This window comes from Novosphingobium humi (assembly GCF_028607105.1).
In the GTDB taxonomy this organism is placed as follows: Bacteria; Pseudomonadota; Alphaproteobacteria; order Sphingomonadales; family Sphingomonadaceae; genus Novosphingobium; species Novosphingobium humi.
Map to the genome: position 1 here is coordinate 2,531,492 of NZ_CP117417.1, position 17,858 is coordinate 2,549,349.

Below are 17,858 nucleotides of genomic sequence, written 5' to 3' on the forward strand. Positions count from 1 at the left end.
CGCGCGCCCATCACCCCTCTTGCCCCATCCGTGTGTTTCGCTAGGACAGCGCGCACAACAAGGATCGACAACACAGCATGACGACATCCACCCACCTGTTGCATCGGCGGCGTTTCCTGCCCCTGTTCGCAACGCAATTGCTGGGCGCGTTCAACGACAATCTCTACAAGAACGCAGCGGTGTTCTTCGTGGTCTATGGCGTGTTCAACTCGGAGAAGTCCGAGGCGATTTTCTCGGCGGTGGCCTCGGCGCTGTTCATCGTGCCTTTCTTCATCCTCTCGGCGCTGGCCGGACAACTGGCCGACATGCGCGACAAGGCGCAGATCATCCGCTGGGTCAAACTGGCCGAAATCGGGATCATGATCGCGGGCGGCGCGGGGCTGGTCATCGCCTGGCAGGCCAAGCACGGTATTCTTGAGCCATGGCAGGACATGCTGCTGATGCCGGTGGCCATGCCGCTGATTCTGTTTGCCCTTCTGGGCATGGGCATCCACTCGACTTTTTTCGGCCCGATCAAATATGCGATCCTGCCCCAGCATCTCAAAAGCGAGGAAGTGCTGGCGGGCACGGGTCTGGTTGAGGCGGGCACCTATATCGCCATTCTGGCGGGCACGATTCTGGCCGGGTTCATTCCGGTCGAATGGGCCGCTGCGGGCGTGTTCGTCACGGCTCTTGTCGGCTATGGCACCTGCCTTTCGGTGCCCCCCGCCCCGCCGCAGGAAGAGGCCCAGCCGCTCGATTTCCACATCCTGCGCGCCTCGGCGCAGTTGGTGAGGAACACGATGCATGACCGCCGCGTGTTCCTCGCCATCGCCTCGATCAGCTTTTTCTGGACCGTGGGCGCGGTGCTCTTCATCGAATTCCCGCTGCTGGCCAAGCGCGTGCTGTGCGCCAGCAAGGAAGTGGCCAGCCTGTTCCTCGTGATCTTTTCCATCGGCGTGGCGCTGGGTTCCGTGTCGATCAACGCGCTGCTCAAGGGCAAGGTTTCGGCCCGCTATTCGCCGCCCTCGGTGCTGGTGATGGCGCTCTTCGTCGTAGCCTTTCAACAGGTCTGCACCCGTTTTCCCGCCACGGTCGACGGCCATTTGATGAGCATCGGTGAATTTATGCACCATCCGCTCACGCCGCTGCTGCTGGCCACGCTGGGCGGGATCGCGGTGGCGGGCGGCATGTTCGTGGTGCCGCTCTATGCGTTCCTCACCACCATCGTCGACAAATCGCAGACCGCGCGCACGATTGCGGCCAACAATGTGGTCAATTCGGGCGCGATGGTAGTGGGCGCGGCAATTGCCGTGGGCCTTGGCGCGGCAGGGGTAGAGATCGTCGATCTGGTGCTGATTTCGGCGGCCATGTGCCTGATTTCGGCGTGGCTGGCCATTTTGCTGGTCCGGGCCGAGCGCGAGGCCGAGATCAACGGCGGCCCCCGTCCTTTTGCCTGACCTGTTTTGCGTGACGGCCCTTTCGCTCAGGCGATAAAGGCCATCACCGCAACAAAACAGGCGCAATAGGCCAGCAGGAATTCGCGCAGATTCTGCATGGTCAGACCCCGGCGCCAATGGCGCGCGCGCGAGGCCACCATATGCGGCGCGGCATGGGCATGGCGTCGAAACCAATCGGCGGCCGCAGCCTTGGGCGCCGGTGCGGGCGCCTCATGCCGGGGCGATGCAACCGGCCGATCCACCCGCACATGGGGCGGCAGCGTTTGCAGAAAAGGATGATGGGCGCTCTCGTCACCCAGAACCAGTGAACGTCTCATGCCCGCAGGTTTAAGAATTTGTTCACCATTGCGAAAGCGAGCCACAATGGTTAACCCGTCCCCATTTGGGACGGGGGCGCCCTGCCCCAGATCGGGACAGGCGCCATGGCCAGTTAACCTCCTGAAAGCGCGATAATATAATCCCATTCCTCCGGCGTGATCGCACTGACCGAGAGACGCGAGAGGCGCAGCATTTCGATATCGGCCAGCGCCGGATCGGCCTTGATCTGTTTCAGCGTCACCGGACGCTTCAACTTGCGCACAGGCTTTACCTTCACACAGGCCCAGCGCCCCGTTTCATCCGAAGGATCGGTCAGACCCGACTGGCTGATCTCCATGATCCCCACGATTTCCAGCCCGATGTTCGAATGGTAAAAAAAGGCCAGATCGCCCGGCTGCATCGCGCGCATATTGTTGGCAGCACGGTGATTGCGCACACCGTCCCACGTCCCCTCGCCCTCCTTGACCAGATCGTCATAGGAATAGGCGTCCGGCTCGGACTTCATCAGCCAATAGGATTTGATTTTGGTCATGCGTCCCCGTCTCGGATCGCCTAAAGAGGCATCATGGATGGCGCGAGCTTAGCGCCTGTTGCAACACGGAACCACCCATGGATCTTGCCAAACTTCCCGTTCTCTCGCTTTCCGATGCCCCGGCCGATTTTGCCCGCGCGATCGGCGCCTCCTTCCGCGAATATGGCTTTGCGCTGGTCAAGGACCACGGCATCGATCCGGCATTGATCGAGTCTGCATGGGCGCTGACCGCGCAATTCTTCGCGCTGCCCGAGGAGGAAAAGCGCAAGTATTTTATCCCAGGCATCGCCGGCGCGCGCGGCTATACTCCGTTCAAGACCGAGATCGCCAAGGGCGCCAAGGCGCATGACCTGAAGGAATTCTGGCATGTCGGGCGCGATCTGCCCGAGGGTTCGCCGCTGGCAACGAGCATGGCGCCCAATGTCTGGCCCGATTCGCCCGAGGGTTTTCAAGAGGTCTTTACCCGTCTCTACGCCGAATTCGACAAGGCGGGCGCGACCATCCTTTCGCGCATCGCGCTGCATCTGGGGCTGGACGAAGGTTGGTTCGATCCGGCCATCGAGGATGGCAATTCGGTGATGCGCCTGCTGCATTATCCGCCGGTGGCCGATGCCGAAGGCGGGGCAATTCGCGCGGGCGCCCATGAGGACATCAACCTCATCACCCTGCTGCTGGGCGCGCAGGAGGCAGGGCTTGAACTGCTGACCAAGGATGGGCGCTGGGTCGGCGTGGCCCCGCCCGAAGGCGCGATCGTCATCAACATCGGCGACATGCTCCAGCGCCTGACCAACCATGTGCTACCCAGCACCACCCACCGCGTGCGCAACCCGGACGCCGAGCGCGCCGCGCACAGCCGCTATTCGATGCCCTTCTTCCTGCATCTGCGCAGCGATTTTCCCTTCAGGACGCTGGCGCAATGCATCACGCCGGAAAACCCCGACCGCTATCCGGTCTCGATCACGGCTGATGATTACCTGCAGGAGCGTCTGCGCGAAATCGGCCTGAAAAAATAAGAAAAGCGCGGGAGAGGCCATCCCTCTCCCGCGCTCTTGCCCTGTTCAACCCGCTCTGCGGGCGCCATCCCTCACGAAAGCGCCCACAGATCAGGGCATCAGAACGATACGGTCGCCGAGAACAGCGCCGTGCTTCCGGCAATGCTGGCGCCCTTCAGGCGACCGTTCTGCACCGAGAAGTTGGGCTGGAGATAGGCCGACTTGGCAGCCGTAATGTCGGTATCAACCCAGGACACGCCGAAAGTGAAGGGGCCGACCGGATATTCGCCGCCCACCTGCCAATCGAAATACGAACCCGTGGGCGCCACCGAAGTGCCGTTGGGGCCAAGGCCAGGGTTGCCCTTCGAGTAACCAAGGTGGCCCTTGAGCTTCAGCTTGGTCGAGGGGATGACATAGGACGTGTCGCCCCACAGGTAGAGGTTATCGTAAGCCTGACCATAGCTGTACGAGGTGTTCGAATAGTTGCCCAATGCCTTCTGCTTGGGGGCATAGGCCACGCCTGCCAGATAGCTGACCGGGCCGACCGCACCCGAAACCTTGACATAGGGTTCGGCAAAGTCGGTCTTGGCCGCGCCATCGGGATACATGTACCAGGTCAGACCGGCATCGATCGTGACCGGACCAACCGCCTTGGCATAGCCGCCGATGAGGTCGAATTCGAGGTTCGGACCGCCGAACGTGCCCCAACCGGCCAGATTCGAACTGAAGATGCTGCCGTAAAAACCGCTCTTGTGGGTAACGGTCACACCGGCCTGCAGCGTTTTGCCGCGGTCGGTCTGCGAAACGCCGCGCAGGCGATAGTCGCTCAGAACAGAAACGCTGCCCGTAACGGTGAATTCCTTGGGAGCGGCGGGCGCGGCGTCTTCAGCCTTGGCCACCTGAGCGCTGAGCGCCAGAGCTATACCGGCAAGACCAGCCAACGCGCGGAAATTCTTTTGTGCCTTCATTATGTGGACTCCACCCTGAACAAGAGATGTCGTCCCGCCTGCAATCGCAACCGAAGCCATCCTGACGCTTTGGCGTCTTTGGGTTTCGTGTCCGACACGCGGTGATTAGCGTATCAATATTCCATTTTCAACGATAAAACGAAATTTCATGCTGCAATTGCGATACAGGCGTTGCAAAAATAGCACCATGTACATTGGAAAGCCCATGATTCCGGCAGAAATTCTGATCACCGCACCGATGCTGCCGACCGTCATTGCCCAGTTGGGCGAATGCTTTACCACCCATCATCTCTGGCAGGTTTCGGACAAACCGGCCTTTCTGCATGAAGTCGGCCCGCGCATTCGCGGCGTGGCAACATCGACCCTCTATGGCCGGGTGGGCGAGGATCTGCTGGCGCATCTGCCATCCGCGGAAATCATCGCCAGCTTTGGTGTGGGCTATGACAATATCGATGTCGATGCGGCGCTGGCCCGGCGGGTTATCGTCACCAACACACCCGGCGTGCTGACCGAGGAAACCGCCGATCTGGCGCTGGGCCTGCTGCTCTCCACGATTCGCCAGATCCCCGCCGCCGAACGCCATCTGCGCGAAGGCCGATGGCGCGAACGCTCCTTCCCGCTCTCGACTTCGCTGCGCGGGCGGCGCGTGGGCATCCTGGGCCTTGGCGACATCGGCAAGGCGGTGGCGCGGCGGCTTGAAGGTTTCGCCGTCGATATCGCCTATTGCGGACGCCGCCCCCAGGACGTGCCCTATGCCTACTACCCCACGCCGCTGGCGCTGGCGCAGGCGGTCGACGTGCTGATCGTGCTGATCCCCGGCGGCGCGGCCACGCGCCATACTGTGAATGCGGCCGTGCTCGAAGCGCTGGGGCCTGACGGCGTGCTGATCAACGTGGCGCGGGGCAGCGTGGTCGATACGCAGGCGCTGATCGCCGCCCTGCGCGAGGGAAAAATCCTGACCGCCGGGCTCGACGTGTTCGAGGACGAACCGCGCGTGCCCGCCGAATTGCTTGACATTCCCGGACTGGTGCTGCTGCCCCATATCGGATCGGCATCGGTCAGTACGCGGGCCGCCATGGGGCAACTGGTGGTGGATAATCTGGTCAACTGGTTTTCCGGGCGCGGCGCGTTGACCCCGGTGGCGGAGGTTTTGGGGATTTTGTAAGCGGGTTTTTTAGAAGGGCCTCCGGCGGGCAAAGGGACTCGGTCCCTTTGCAATCCCGTTAATGGGGTGGCGTATGGGGTCGCACGAAGGGCAAAATTGCAGCGTTCGTATTTGAAAGCCTGCGGCGCCAAGCAGCGTAACTCCGCCGCGCCGCAGGCTTTATCAACCAACCCGCAATACGGCCAACAATACACAACCCCATAACGGGATTGTTAAGGGGCCCCGCCCTTAACCCGCCGGAGGCAAACCCTTTTTCTATCCCCCCCGCAACAACTGCACCCCCCAATCCCGCTCGAACAGGTACAACAACACCCGCGCCGCCGCGCCGCGCTCTCCGGTCAGCCCCCCGTCACGCTCAATCAGCAGGCGGGCATCATCATGCGCCATCGGCAACAGGCGCGTGATCTGATCGAGCGAGGCCACACGAAACGGCGTATCCCCCGATTGCCGCGTGCCCAGCAATTCGCCCCCGCCGCGCAGACGCAGATCCTCCTCGGCCAGTCGGAAGCCATCCTGCGTCTCGCGCATCAACGCCAGTCGCTCGCGTGAAACCTCGCTCAATGTCTCGCCGCGCAGCAGCAGGCAGGTCGATTTCTCGCTGCCCCGCCCCACGCGCCCGCGCAACTGGTGGAGTTGCGCCAATCCAAACCGCTCGGCCTGTTCGATCACCATCAGCGTGGCATTGGGCACGTCCACGCCCACCTCGATCACCGTGGTCGCCACCAGCAGCTTGGCCTGCCCGCTGGCGAAACGCTCCATCGCGGCGTCTTTTTGCTCGGGCTTCATCTGGCCATGGACCAGCACCGCATCCTCGCCAAAGCGCAGCGAGAGCATCTCGTGGCGCTCCTCGGCGGCGGCAAGGTCGGCCACCTCGCTCTCGCGCACCATGGGGCACACCCAGTAGGCCTGCTGCCCGGTGCTAAAATGGCGGGCCAAGGCTTCCACCACATCGCCCAGCCGTTCCTGCGCCACCACACGCGTGTCGATCGCCTGACGCCCCGGCGGCAACTCGTCGAGGCGACTCACATCCATCTCGCCATATTGCGCCAGCGTCAGCGTGCGCGGGATGGGCGTGGCGGTCATGGCCAGGCAATGCGTGCCCTTGCCCTTTTGCGTCAGCATCAGCCGCTGGCCCACGCCAAAGCGGTGCTGCTCGTCGATCACCACAAGGCCCAGATTGCGATAGACCACCGCGTCCTGAAAGATCGCATGGGTGCCGATCACGATGTCGATGCTGCCATCCATCAATCCCATCAGGATCGATTCGCGCGCGCGGCCCTTGTCGCGTCCGGTGTAGAGCGCAATATTGACGCCCGTCGGCGCAGCCATCCGGCGCAAAGTCTCAAAATGCTGGCGCGCAAGGATTTCGGTCGGGGCCAGCAAAGCCCCCTGTGCCCCGGCCTCCACCGCGATCAACAGGCTTTCCAGCGCCACCACGGTCTTGCCCGACCCCACATCGCCTTGCAGCAAACGCAGCATCGGCGCCGCTTGCGCCAGATCGCCCTCGATCTCGGCAATCGCGCGGGCCTGCGCGCCAGTCAGCGCAAAGGGCAATTTCAAAGCCCCGCGCAGCCGCCCATCCCCGCGCAACGCCTGCCCCTGCGTCCGGCGATTGCTGGCCCGCACCAGCATCAGTGCCAGAGAATTGGCCAGCAATTCGTCATAGGCCAGCCGGTCGCGCGCCTCTTTGTGCTCATCGCGATGGGCCTGCGTCAAAGCCTCGCGCCAGACCGGCCAGCCCATCCGGTCCACCACGCCCTGCTCGCACCATTCGGGCAGGTCCGGCGCATGGGTCAGCGCCTGCTGCACCAGCGCGGCCATCCGGCCCTGTGTCAGGCCCTCGGACAAGGGATAGATCGCCTCGGCCAGTTGGCCCAGCATGGCCGCGCCTTCCGGGTTCACATGGTCGGGGTGGACGATCTGCAAATTCTGGCCGAACTGATCCAGCCGCCCGGCGACCCAGCGCTTCTCGCCCAGCGGCAACTGCTTTTTGGCCCAGCCCGCATTGCGCCCGAAATAGGCCAGCGTGCAAAGGTTGCCTTTCGCATCCTCGGCCAGCACGCGAAACGGCGCCTTGGGCGAGGGCCCGCCGCGATATTCCACCGGGGTCAGCGCGATGACCACCTGTTCGCCGATGCTGCCCTCGTCCAGATCGGCAATCGCGCGGCGATGCACGAAACGGTCGGGCAGATGATAGATGAAATCCCGGATCCGTTTCAGCCCCAGCTTTTCCAGCGGACGGGCCAGACCCGGCCCCACACCTTTAAGGCCACTGGCCTCGGCAAACAGCGGATTGAGCAAATCAGGACGCATGGACAGGCTATTAGCGCATGGAACAAAAGGTGCCACTCCCGAATCTTTGCCCTGACCAATTTGACCTTGGGCGCAATTTGACCTTGCGCATGGACGGCCGCGCGAAATCGGCGTCCTGTTTCCTTCCCGGCCGACAACACCGGGAGGATATGGAGACAAAGATGCTTCTGCCCCATGGCACCGTGATCGCCGTGATCGACGCCCGCAATTTCCGCCTGCTGCGCAATATTGGCGATGAGGCCAACCCGGAGCTGGCCGAGGCCCCCGCCCCGCATCTGGACGCGCATAACCATTCGGGCGCCAGCCATCATGGTTCGACCGTCACCATGGCCCATGACGCCCATGCCAACGCCGCCATCGAATGGCTGGCGCAGGAAGTGCAGGGACACCGGATCGCCCATCTTGTGGTCATCGCCGCCCCGCGCAGCCTTGGCGAATTGCGCAAGGCCTATACCAAGGGCATCGAGCAGGCGCTGCTGGGCGAACTGGCCAAGGATCTGGGCGAGGCCAGAGGCCCTGAAATTCTCGCGCAGCTGCGCGGGCGCTGACAGGCTTGCGGGCCGCATCAATCATTGATCTGCGGCCCGCGCTGGCCTAACCGAGGCCCTATGACCGACTCCTTTGACCAAGCCCATCAGGACCGTCTGAAACGCCTGCACTATCGCGCATGGCATCGCGGCACGCGTGAGGCCGATTACATGATCGGCGGCTTCTTCGACACGTTCCATGCCCAGTGGGGCGAGCAGCAGCTCGTCTGGTTCGAAAAGCTGATCGACGAGGAAGATGTGGACATCATGGGCTGGGCGCTGGGCACGCTGAATACCCCGCCCGAATATGAAGGGCCGATGATGGCCGCGCTGAAAAAGCTGGATTACGTCGATATTCCGCGTTGAACGGGTTTAAAGGATAGATGCGAGGGTTATGACCCTCGCATCATCCCTTCTCTTTGGGGCATCCCCCATCGCTTCCCTTTCCTCCCCCTTCAATCTCCCCTAAAGCGCCAAGCAACCCACGCCCCCGCCCACCGAATCGGTGCGGCGGGCGATTGCTGTTGCCTCCGGGCTGTTTGAACACGGACGAAACATGGCTGATATCTCCCGCATTCTTGGCGCCAAATCGCCCCTGACGCTGGCGGGCCTGTCGCGCGGCAGCCAGCCTCTGGTGCTGGCCGATCTGGCGCGCAGCGCGGCGCACAAGGGGGGCCGCGCGGTATTTGTGGCGGCCGATGATGCCGCGATGCGCGGTATTGCCGATGTCGCCCCGGTCTTTGCGCCAGAGCTGGAGGTCATTGAATTTCCCGCGTGGGACTGCCTGCCCTATGACCGCTCCAGCCCGGCGCTGTCGGTCTCCTCGCGCCGCCTTGCCGCACTGCATCGGTTGCAACAGCCCGCCAAGACTCCGCAACTACTGGTCACGACGATTGCCGCCGTGCTGCAAAGGGTGCTCACGCCCTTCCGCATCCGCGAATCGGTGCGCCTGCTCAAATCCGGGGCCGAGGTGGGGCGCGAGACGCTGACCTCGCTGCTCTCGCGCGCGGGCTATGCGCGGACCGATACGGTGGCGGATGCTGGCGAATATGCGGTGCGCGGCTCGATCTTCGACATTTTTCCTTCCGGCATGGAACACGGCCTGCGCCTCGATTTCTTTGGCGACGAGATCGAGACGCTGCGCCTGTTCGACCCCAATACCCAGCGCACCGTGGGCACGGTGGACCAGCACCTATTGCTGCCCGCCAGCGAGGCGATGCTGGAGGATGCCACCGTCAAGCGCTTCCGCACCCGATACCGCGAGATGTTCGGGGCGACGGCCACCTCCGATCCGCTCTATCAGGCGATCACCGATGGGCGGCGTCTGGCGGGGATGGAACATTGGCTGCCGCTGCTGGAGGACCGGCTGGTCACGATCTTCGACCATCTGGCAGGCGATGATCTGCTGGTGGTCGATGCCTCGGCGGCCCATGCCGCCGAAGAGCGCCTGACCGACATTGCCGACTATTACGCGGCGCGCAAGGACACGTCGGGCAAGGCCCCCGGCGCCTATCGCCCGCTCGAACCGGCCTCGCTTTATCTGACCCAGGATGAACTGACCGCGCGCCTTGCCGCATGGCCCGCCCACCGCGCCGAGCCTTTCCCCCAGCCCGATGGCGCGGCCACGGTTGATTTCGCCTTTGGCAATGCCCGCGATTTTGCCCCTGAACGCGCGCGGGGCGACAATGCCTATGAGGCCGCCGCCAAGCACCTGCTGACCGCCGCGCGTTCGGGCCGCCGCGCCATCCTTGCCGCCTATTCCACCGGCAGCCGGGCGCGCATCACGTCGATCCTGGCCGAGGCGCAAGCCCCCGGCCCCACGCTTGCCGACAATTGGCAGGAGGCGCTGGGTATTGCCGGGACGGGCCGCGTGGCGGCCATCGTCATGCCGCTCGACACCGGCTTTGCCAATGCCGACATCGAGCTGGTCACCGAACAGGACCTGCTGGGCGACCGTCTGGTGCGCCGCAAAAAGAAGAAGAAATCGGCTGACGCTTTCCTTGCCGAACTGGCAGCGTTAACGCCCGGCGATCTGGTCGTGCATATGGAGCATGGCATCGGGCGCTATGAGGGGTTGCAGTCGATCCCGGTCGGCGGATCGGCGCATGATTGCGTGATGCTGACCTATGCCGGGGGCGACAAGCTCTATGTCCCGGTGGAAAATCTCGATGTGCTTTCGCGCTTTGGGTCCGAATCCGAAGGCGTTGCGCTGGATCGGCTGGGCGGCGAAGGATGGCAGAAGCGGCGCGCCAAATTGCGCGAGCGTATCCGCGAGATCGCGCATGAATTGCTGAAAACCGCCGCCCTGCGCGCGCTGAAAACCGCGCCCGCATTGCTCGCTGATCCGGCCAGCTATGATCCCTTCTGCGACCGGTTTCCGTGGGCCGAGACCGAGGATCAGGAAGCGGCGATTTCCGATGTCATCGAGGATCTGGCGTCCGGCCGCCCGATGGACCGTCTGGTCTGCGGCGATGTGGGCTTTGGCAAGACCGAGGTGGCGCTGCGCGCGGCATTCGTGGCGGCCATGGCGGGGCAGCAGGTGGCCGTGGTCGCGCCCACCACGCTTCTGGCGCGCCAGCATCACAAGGGCTTTACCGAGCGCTTTGCCGGTTTCCCGCTCAACGTGGGCCGCCTCTCGCGCCTCGTGCCCGACAAGGAGGCCAGCCTGACCCGCGCGGGCCTTGAGGATGGCACGGTCGACATTGTCGTGGGCACCCATGCCTTGCTGGCCAAGAATGTGAAATTCAAGCGGCTGGGCCTTGTTATCGTTGATGAAGAGCAGCGTTTCGGCGTCAACCACAAGGAACGGTTGAAGCAATTGCGCGCCGACGTGCATATGCTGACGCTGACCGCCACGCCCATCCCGCGCACCTTGCAGATGGCCATGTCGGGCCTGCGTGAGCTTTCCACCATCCAGACCCCGCCGGTCGACCGGCTTGCCGTGCGCACCTATGTGATGGAATGGGACGAGGTGGTGATGCGCGAGGCTTTGCTGCGCGAACACCATCGCGGCGGGCAGAGCTTTATCGTTGTACCGCGCATTTCCGATATGGCCGAGATCGAGGACTGGCTGCACGCCGCCGTGCCCGAGGTCAAATATATCGCCGCCCATGGTCAGATGAGCGCCAGCGAAGTGGAAGAGCGGATGAGCGCCTTTTACGAGCGGCGCTATGACGTGCTGGTTTCGACCACGATTGTGGAAAGCGGGATCGACATCCCCTCGGCCAACACGATCATCATCCACCGCGCCGACCGCTTCGGTCTGGCCCAGCTCTATCAGTTGCGCGGGCGCGTGGGGCGCTCGAAACTGCGGGCCTATGCCTATCTGACGACGCCGGGCGGGCGGGCGCTGAATGAAACGGCGGAAAAGCGGTTGAAAGTGCTGGGCGATCTCGATTCGCTGGGCGCCGGGTTCCAACTGGCCAGCCACGATCTGGACATTCGCGGCGCGGGCAATCTGCTGGGCGACGAGCAATCGGGCCACATCCGCGAGGTAGGCTTCGAACTCTATCAATCGATGCTGGAGGATGCGATTCTGGCGGCCAAGGCGGGCGAATACGGGCTGGAGCGTGAAAGCACCAAGGGCCTCTCGCCCCAGATCACGGTCGATGCGCCGATCATGATCCCGGAGGATTATGTCCCCGATCTGGCCGTGCGCATGGCGCTCTATCGCCGGTTGAACGATGCCGAGGATACGCGCGAAGTCGAGGCGCTCTCGGCCGAGATGATCGACCGGTTTGGCCCCCTCCCCTCGGCCACCGAAAACCTCATCCAGCTTATCCAGATCAAGCGACAGGCCATCGAGGCCCATATTGCCAAGATCGACGTCGGGCCGCGCGGCACACTGGTGGCCTTCCACAACGATAATTTCCCCGATCCCGCCGGGCTGTTCGCCTATGTCGAGCGCGTAGGCGGGGCGGTCAAGCTGCGGCCCGATTCCAAACTGGTGGTCCAGCGCGCATGGGGCGACCCCAAGGCGCGGTTGAATGGGTTGTTCCAACTGACCAAGGGGTTGAGTGCGGTGGCTCGGAAGGGGAAGAAGAAGTAAGGGTTGGCCTCCGGCGGGTTAAGGGCCTTGGCCCTTAACAATCCCGATACTGTCCATGTTGCGCCAAGGATTTGGCGTTACGCGACATTGCCGCGCCGCAGGCTGTTAAACCGCTTCGCGGATGGGCGCTTCTTGGCCAAGGAAGCGCCACCCCAAAACGGGATTGTTAAGGGCCCCCGCCCTTAACCCGCCGGAGGCATAACACCTTCAAAAATCATCCCTTATAATACCCCACCCCCACAATATGATCCCCCACCCGGCGCACCAGCGAGACCTTGTGCTCGACGCGGTTGTCGGCGCGGTTGAGCCAGACATAATCAACGCGGCCTTCGGGTTGGTCTTTAACCGAGGCGATGATGGCCTGCACCAGCAGCTTGCCCTCGGCATCGGTCATGTCGATGGCGCTGGTGCCGACCAGTTTGGGGTTGGCACCGGTGGCTTCATAGACGCCCTTGGTGTTAAAGACGAAGACGTAGAGGTCTTTGTGGGCAAAGCCTGCCTTGGGGTCGCTGAATTCAGCAAAGGCCTTGGCGGGGCCTTCCTTGGTCAATTCCATGACGGCCCGGTCGAGCAGGCCCTGCGCCTCGGTCGAGCTGGCATGGGGCGCGGCGATGGCGGCGGGAACGGCCAGCGCAAACAGCGCGGGGGCGAGCAGCAAACGAGAGAACACGGTCATCACTTCTGATCTCCATCCTCGGCGGGCCCGGCCTGCGTTCTGACCGCAGGTCGCTCGCCCACCGCTTGGCAGCTATTCAGCGCCAGCCTCCATGCGGCGTTGATGACAGTGTATGTGGCACGCCCGCGCGCGCCGGTCGTGGAGCCAGATCAAGCCGATGGGGCAGTTTGTCTTTGGCCGAAGGGATAAGGCCGCGCGCGCGCAGGGTATGAGGTTCAGCCGCGCACCAGCGCCAGAAAGGCCGCCTCGGGCATCGGCTGGGCGCGGACAAAGCCTTGATAACAGGCGCAACCCTCGCGCGCGACGGTCAGGCGCTGGGCTTCGGTCTCGATGCCCTCGGCCACGACATCAAGGTCGAGCGCCTTGGCCATGGCGACAATCGCGCGCAGCACCGCCAGATCGCGCGGATCATCGGTGATGCCGTCGACCATCGAACGGTCGAGTTTGAGGTAATGCAGCGGCAAGGTTTTCAGGTAATGGAAATTGCAGAAACCCGCCCCGAAATCATCAAGCGCAATGCGTATCCCCAGCCGCGCCAGATCAGAGAGCGACCTTTCGGCCAGCGTCATATCCGCCACCAGCACCTGCTCGGTCACCTCCAGCGTCAGCCGGTCGGTGGGAAAGCCGCTCTTGCCCAGCGCCTTGCCAAGATCAAAGGTAAAGCTGACCGCCGCCAGATCGGCCGCCGTGACATTGAGCGAGAGCCGCAGATGCCCCGGCCATGCCGAGGCGGCATTGAGCGCAGTTTCGGCAATATGGCGCGACAGGGGCGCCAGATGATCGGCCCGGTCGGCAATCGCAAACAGTGCCGCCGCCCCGATCCGCCCCAGCTTGGGATGGTTCCATCGCGCCAGCGCCTCGGCGCCCGAGAGATGCTCGTTGCCTTCCTCGTCCAGCGCGAATTGCGGCTGGTAGTGGACCTCGATCTCGCCCTTGTCGATGGCGTGGAGCAGGTCGGCCTCCAATTGCGCCGCCGTGCGCCCCGCCCGGTTCGTCTCGCCATCGACCCAGACCACCCGGCGCGCCACATCGCGCTGCGCCACGGCCAGCGTCTGGGCCAGTCGGTCCATCGCGCTCTCCGCGCTTTCGCCCACCAGCACGCGCAGCAGGGCGATGCGCGGCGACAGGCGCAACGTGCCCACCCGGCGCTGGATCGGCTGGGCGATGCGGTCGGCCAACTGGTCGGCAAAGGCGTGCCAGCGCTCGCGGCTGCATGCCTCGTCCACGATCAGCAGGAATGTGCCCCCCGGCCCGCGCGCGGCAAACCATGGGCCGTTGAGGCTCTCGGTCGCCAGCCGGGCGATGCGCGTGGCCACCTCGATCAGCGCGGCATCGCCTGTCGCCTCGCCATAGGCCAGATTGATCGTTTCAAACCGGCGGATGCCCATCAGCATCGCATGGACACGCGGAATGCCCCCGCCCGTTTCGGCCGCCGATTTGCCCTGCTCCACCCATTCGGCCAACCGGTCGCGCGATGCATCCAGCGTCAAAAGACCGGTCAGCGGATCACGGCCCGCATCGTCATGGTCCTGCATCACCGCAGGTATAATCCCGGCGGGCAAATTGTGACGAAAGGGCATCGGTGCTTTCACGCTGTTTGTTCGAACAAGCTTTTAACATAGGCGATAAGCTCTTGCCAAAACCTTCTCTTGATTGGACCTTGTCCCAAAGGCCGCGCTGGCAATTGGGAAAAAGCCCGCCTATGAGGCCCACAAGGGCCAGCCATCAGCCCGGCGATCCAATTTACAGCCATTTTGCAAAGCGGAAATTTCGGCAATGACAGAAGAATTGCGCCTGGCGCTGGTGGTATCGGACACGCCCAAGGCGATGGCGGCGGCCGAATTGATGGCCAATGACCACCCTTGGGTGCCGCTCGAAGAAGCCGATGTGGTGGTGGTTCTGGGCGGCGACGGCTTCATGCTGACGGTGCTGCACCGGATGCTGGACGCGGGGCGCGTGATCCCGGCCTATGGGCTCAATCACGGCACGGTGGGCTTTATGATGAACAAGCCCAAATCGACCAAGCCCATCGCCACCCGCGTGGCCAAGGCCAGCAAGCTGGCCGTGGCGCCGCTGGAGATGACCTGCACCACATGGGCGGGCGAGACGCAGCATTTCTATGCGATCAACGAAGTCTCGCTGCTGCGCGAAACGCGCCAGACGGCCAAGATCGAGATTTCCGTCAATGGCAAGGTGCGTCTGGCCGAACTGGCCTGTGACGGCATTCTGGTGGCCACGCCCGCCGGATCGACCGCCTATAACCTGTCGGCCAACGGCCCGATCCTGCCGATGGGCAGCGGCATTCTGGCGCTGACCCCGATCAGCCCGTTCCGCCCGCGCCGGTGGAAGGGCGCGATCATCAAGGACAATGCCACGGTCGAATTCCGCGTGCTGGAACCCGACAAGCGCCCGGTAGCGGCGGTGGCCGACCAGAAGGAAGTGCGCGACATCGCCCATGTCCGCGTGGCCGCGCATCGTGAACATACGCTCACGCTCTTGTTCGACCGTCATTCGAGTCTGGACGAGCGAATCTTTGCCGAGCAGTTTCAGGTGTAATCCCGCGATTAAATCCACCGACTTTTCCACATGATAGGCAAAAAAATTCCATTCCGTGCCAATGCAGGCTTGTCAAAGCCGGACAAGATGGTATTGGCGCGCACCTGCCCGGTTCGCCGGACTGTTCCCTGATAGCTCAGCGGTAGAGCTCTCGACTGTTAATCGAGCGGCCGTAGGTTCGAATCCTACTCAGGGAGCCATTTCATCACTTGGGTTATCGGCCCCGGCGATGAAACCATACACCGCCCGGCATCGCCGGACTGTTCCCTGATAGCTCAGCGGTAGAGCTCTCGACTGTTAATCGAGCGGCCGTAGGTTCGAATCCTACTCAGGGAGCCACCCTTCATAAAGACCAGCGACAAAGCGCCGCGCGGCGCATTTTGCCTCCCCTGCGCAAAAACACGCTTAATTTGCATTCACCCCATTTTGCAGCGCCTGTTTAACAAGGAGCAATGCATAGGCTGTTTCCAGACCCCGTCAGGAAGCCCGATGCCGACCCAAACCCTCCATCCGCGCGACGCGCGCCATCTGCTGCGATGGCGCCCTGCCCATCTGCTGCTGGCGCTTTTCCTGCTGGCGGGGGGCACGGCGGCATGGCGCATGATGGAAACGAGCCGCCACTTCGTCGAAGGCGGCGTTCAGGTCGAGACAGAGGGGACGAAGGGCACGATCAGCGGCGGCGAACTGGTGCTGGACCTGCCGGTGACAGTCTATAACGGCACCGATTCGGCCATCGTCACGGTTAACATGTGGACCGAGGCCTTCGCCTGCCCCGATGAGGATTCGCCCCGGCGCGCTTGCACCCGGCTGCATTCGAGCGAACAATCCATCGACATGCATGTCCAGCCCGGATCATCGGGCAGCGAAAGCCAGCAGATCCGCACCGGACTGCCCCAGACCATGGCCGGCGACCATGTCCGCGTCAAACGCCGCCTTACAGGCATTACCAGCGATGTCGAAAGGGCCGAGCAGCATCAGGAAGGGCCGTAAGTGTCAATGACGCAAGGGTTTGCCCTGGGCCGATTGCTTAATTCAAAATAACCACAATCTCAGCGATTGAGCCTAAACTGGCGGCGTCCTCTCCTTGCTCAGGGTCTCGCCATGTCCACCTTCGCGCTCACCCAATGCTGGTTCACCCGCCGCCACTCGCCCGATCACAAGGCCAGGGACCGGATCGACGGGGCCTTTTATGCCCATTGCAACCATTGCCGCCGCCCGATCTTCAGCGTGGATGGCACGACATGGCATATCAACGGCGGGTTCAATGTGGATGCGCTGGGCGATGGGGCCAGTTTCTTTCTCTCGGTCGATGATCCGGCCGAGGGCATGACCATCGCGCGCATTCCCATCCATCCGGAGGCCAGCGAGGAGGATGTCGATGCGCTGATCGAGCAGGCCTGCAAGGACTATGCGATCGGCGAGGAAGGCACGACGCTGATCCTGCGCGACCATCGCCACCACAAGGGTGCGAAACGGTCCAAAAAGGCGTTGTAAGGAAAGCCCTCAGCAGGCGGCGCGGAAACGGCCCGGAGGCGTCGATCCATGCGCCTCATGCATCTTGGCGATATTCTGCGCCAGTTCTTCCATCAGAAAGCCGCGGTCGAACACCAGCCCATGGCGCGGCTGCTGACGCCAGACCACCTTGGCGTGGATGGGAGGGAAGCCGACAGTCTCGATCCGCACCGGTTGGCGCAGCATCAAGCGCTCAGGGCATTCGATACAGGCGCCTTGCTGGGAAATGTCGCGCATCATCGCGCGGATCTGCTGGCCATTGGCAAAGACGATTGCTTCGGCATCGGTTTTCAGCCGGATCTGCCGCTTGGCATAGAGGCCGCATTTGTCATCCAGCAGGCGCTGGACATTGATCATGTCGAAGAACCGGAAACCGGCGTGATCGTCGCGGTTCCACATCAATTCCATGGGAAAGCGCTCGCCGCTCGATGTTTCCAGCGCCAGCGAACTGTATGAAGGCAGCGGATGAAACAGGCGCACTTTGCAACCGGTGGCCGAGGCATCGCGCAGCACGCAAAGATATTCGCGCCCATCAATGATCAGCTTGGCCGAACGCACCAGCAGCGTGAAACGCGGCGCACCACGCAATTCCGCGCCCGACGCCTGCCCGACCTCAGGCGCGGAAAGCGCGGTCATTTCGGGACGGAAGACGTCGTGACTCACCGATTGATCCACCTGCGATAGTTGGCCGCAGGAAAGGAGGCGAAACCCCTTCCCCCTGATTGCATCCTATACATTGCAGGAAATGGTAAAGCGGTTATGAACATGCCGTGAGTAATCGCCAATAAGTACGAAAATTGGCGGTTTAGTCT

General features: G+C 63.0%; 16 protein-coding genes and 2 tRNA genes. 11 read left to right on the forward strand and 7 right to left on the reverse strand.

From position 1 onward, the window contains the following. Positions 1–77: 77 nt before the first annotated feature. On the forward strand, positions 78–1,439 hold the full coding sequence (locus tag PQ457_RS11915) for an acyl-[ACP]--phospholipid O-acyltransferase (protein WP_273617052.1): 1,362 nt from the start codon (positions 78–80) through the stop codon (positions 1,437–1,439). A 26-nt stretch (positions 1,440–1,465) separates the two neighbouring features. Here the strand turns inward: PQ457_RS11915 and PQ457_RS11920 are convergent, their stop codons facing one another. Further along, the gene (locus PQ457_RS11920) at positions 1,466–1,756 is read right to left on the reverse strand and encodes a hypothetical protein (RefSeq protein ID WP_273617053.1); all 291 of its coding nucleotides are present in this window, start codon (positions 1,754–1,756) and stop codon (positions 1,466–1,468) included. Between the two features lie 113 nt (positions 1,757–1,869). Further along, entirely contained in the window at positions 1,870–2,289 is a 420-nt protein-coding gene (locus tag PQ457_RS11925) for an EVE domain-containing protein (RefSeq protein ID WP_172341505.1), read from the reverse strand. A gap of 77 nt (positions 2,290–2,366) precedes the next feature. On the opposite strand from PQ457_RS11925, the gene PQ457_RS11930 reads away from it, so the two are divergent. After that, positions 2,367–3,302, forward strand: a complete 936-nt coding sequence (locus tag PQ457_RS11930; RefSeq protein ID WP_273617054.1) for an isopenicillin N synthase family dioxygenase — start codon at positions 2,367–2,369, stop codon at positions 3,300–3,302. A 98-nt stretch (positions 3,303–3,400) separates the two neighbouring features. On the opposite strand, the gene PQ457_RS11935 is transcribed toward PQ457_RS11930, so the two are convergent. Beyond that, complete coding sequence (locus tag PQ457_RS11935) at positions 3,401–4,249, reverse strand: TorF family putative porin (RefSeq protein WP_273617055.1); 849 nt, start codon at positions 4,247–4,249, stop codon at positions 3,401–3,403. A 205-nt stretch (positions 4,250–4,454) separates the two neighbouring features. Between PQ457_RS11935 and PQ457_RS11940 the strand changes: the two genes are divergently transcribed. Continuing rightward, the gene (locus tag PQ457_RS11940) at positions 4,455–5,414 is read left to right on the forward strand and encodes a 2-hydroxyacid dehydrogenase (RefSeq protein WP_273617056.1); all 960 of its coding nucleotides are present in this window, start codon (positions 4,455–4,457) and stop codon (positions 5,412–5,414) included. 255 nt (positions 5,415–5,669) lie between these two features. Here the strand turns inward: PQ457_RS11940 and recG are convergent, their stop codons facing one another. Next, entirely contained in the window at positions 5,670–7,727 is a 2,058-nt protein-coding gene (gene recG, locus PQ457_RS11945; RefSeq protein WP_273617057.1) for an ATP-dependent DNA helicase RecG, read from the reverse strand. Positions 7,728–7,888: 161 nt separating this feature from the next. Between recG and PQ457_RS11950 the strand changes: the two genes are divergently transcribed. From PQ457_RS11950 to mfd, 3 genes are all read left to right on the forward strand, one after another. Beyond that, the gene (locus PQ457_RS11950; protein ID WP_273617058.1) at positions 7,889–8,275 is read left to right on the forward strand and encodes a host attachment protein; all 387 of its coding nucleotides are present in this window, start codon (positions 7,889–7,891) and stop codon (positions 8,273–8,275) included. Positions 8,276–8,335: 60 nt separating this feature from the next. Continuing rightward, on the forward strand, positions 8,336–8,620 hold the full coding sequence (locus PQ457_RS11955) for an FAD assembly factor SdhE (protein WP_273617059.1): 285 nt from the start codon (positions 8,336–8,338) through the stop codon (positions 8,618–8,620). Positions 8,621–8,810: 190 nt separating this feature from the next. Further along, on the forward strand, positions 8,811–12,302 hold the full coding sequence (gene mfd / locus PQ457_RS11960; RefSeq protein WP_273617060.1) for a transcription-repair coupling factor: 3,492 nt from the start codon (positions 8,811–8,813) through the stop codon (positions 12,300–12,302). Between the two features lie 214 nt (positions 12,303–12,516). Here mfd and PQ457_RS11965 read toward each other — a convergent pair whose 3' ends face one another. After that, entirely contained in the window at positions 12,517–12,978 is a 462-nt protein-coding gene (locus PQ457_RS11965) for a cache domain-containing protein (RefSeq protein WP_273617061.1), read from the reverse strand. Between the two features lie 215 nt (positions 12,979–13,193). Continuing rightward, positions 13,194–14,513 carry a GGDEF domain-containing phosphodiesterase gene (locus PQ457_RS11970; RefSeq protein WP_168604103.1) on the reverse strand — a complete coding sequence of 440 codons (1,320 nt, stop codon included), beginning with the start codon at positions 14,511–14,513 and terminating at the stop codon, positions 13,194–13,196. Positions 14,514–14,754: 241 nt separating this feature from the next. Here PQ457_RS11970 and PQ457_RS11975 point away from each other — a divergent pair, with 241 nt between their 5' ends. The 5 genes from PQ457_RS11975 (at position 14,755) to PQ457_RS11995 (ending at position 17,028) form a co-directional block, all read left to right on the forward strand. Further along, positions 14,755–15,534: an NAD kinase gene (locus tag PQ457_RS11975; protein WP_168603890.1), complete on the forward strand. Its 780-nt coding sequence runs from the start codon at positions 14,755–14,757 to the stop codon at positions 15,532–15,534. A 125-nt stretch (positions 15,535–15,659) separates the two neighbouring features. After that, a tRNA-Asn gene (locus PQ457_RS11980) sits at positions 15,660–15,734 on the forward strand. 64 nt (positions 15,735–15,798) lie between these two features. Beyond that, positions 15,799–15,873, forward strand: a tRNA-Asn gene (locus tag PQ457_RS11985). A 150-nt stretch (positions 15,874–16,023) separates the two neighbouring features. Next, positions 16,024–16,524: a hypothetical protein gene (locus PQ457_RS11990; protein ID WP_273617062.1), complete on the forward strand. Its 501-nt coding sequence runs from the start codon at positions 16,024–16,026 to the stop codon at positions 16,522–16,524. 111 nt (positions 16,525–16,635) lie between these two features. Next, positions 16,636–17,028, forward strand: coding sequence for a hypothetical protein (locus tag PQ457_RS11995; RefSeq protein WP_273617063.1), 393 nt, complete (start codon positions 16,636–16,638; stop codon positions 17,026–17,028). 9 nt (positions 17,029–17,037) lie between these two features. Here PQ457_RS11995 and PQ457_RS12000 read toward each other — a convergent pair whose 3' ends face one another. Further along, positions 17,038–17,709: a PilZ domain-containing protein gene (locus PQ457_RS12000; protein WP_273617064.1), complete on the reverse strand. Its 672-nt coding sequence runs from the start codon at positions 17,707–17,709 to the stop codon at positions 17,038–17,040. Positions 17,710–17,858: the final 149 nt, after the last annotated feature.

Excerpts from the sequence above, each read along its gene's own strand:
- PQ457_RS11935 (WP_273617055.1), bottom strand. The coding sequence starts at position 4,249 with ATGAAGGCACAAAAGAATTTCCGCGCGTTGGCTGGTCTTGCCGGTATA.
- PQ457_RS11950 (WP_273617058.1), top strand. The coding sequence starts at position 7,889 with ATGCTTCTGCCCCATGGCACCGTGATCGCCGTGATCGACGCCCGCAAT.
- PQ457_RS11915 (WP_273617052.1), top strand. The coding sequence starts at position 78 with ATGACGACATCCACCCACCTGTTGCATCGGCGGCGTTTCCTGCCCCTG.
- PQ457_RS11920 (WP_273617053.1), bottom strand. The coding sequence starts at position 1,756 with ATGAGACGTTCACTGGTTCTGGGTGACGAGAGCGCCCATCATCCTTTT.
- PQ457_RS11990 (WP_273617062.1), top strand. The coding sequence starts at position 16,024 with ATGCCGACCCAAACCCTCCATCCGCGCGACGCGCGCCATCTGCTGCGA.
- PQ457_RS11965 (WP_273617061.1), bottom strand. The coding sequence starts at position 12,978 with ATGACCGTGTTCTCTCGTTTGCTGCTCGCCCCCGCGCTGTTTGCGCTG.
- PQ457_RS11975 (WP_168603890.1), top strand. The coding sequence starts at position 14,755 with ATGACAGAAGAATTGCGCCTGGCGCTGGTGGTATCGGACACGCCCAAG.
- PQ457_RS11970 (WP_168604103.1), bottom strand. The coding sequence starts at position 14,513 with ATGCAGGACCATGACGATGCGGGCCGTGATCCGCTGACCGGTCTTTTG.
- PQ457_RS11955 (WP_273617059.1), top strand. The coding sequence starts at position 8,336 with ATGACCGACTCCTTTGACCAAGCCCATCAGGACCGTCTGAAACGCCTG.
- PQ457_RS11940 (WP_273617056.1), top strand. The coding sequence starts at position 4,455 with ATGATTCCGGCAGAAATTCTGATCACCGCACCGATGCTGCCGACCGTC.
- PQ457_RS11930 (WP_273617054.1), top strand. The coding sequence starts at position 2,367 with ATGGATCTTGCCAAACTTCCCGTTCTCTCGCTTTCCGATGCCCCGGCC.
- PQ457_RS11995 (WP_273617063.1), top strand. The coding sequence starts at position 16,636 with ATGTCCACCTTCGCGCTCACCCAATGCTGGTTCACCCGCCGCCACTCG.
- recG (WP_273617057.1), bottom strand. The coding sequence starts at position 7,727 with ATGCGTCCTGATTTGCTCAATCCGCTGTTTGCCGAGGCCAGTGGCCTT.
- mfd (WP_273617060.1), top strand. The coding sequence starts at position 8,811 with ATGGCTGATATCTCCCGCATTCTTGGCGCCAAATCGCCCCTGACGCTG.
- PQ457_RS11925 (WP_172341505.1), bottom strand. The coding sequence starts at position 2,289 with ATGACCAAAATCAAATCCTATTGGCTGATGAAGTCCGAGCCGGACGCC.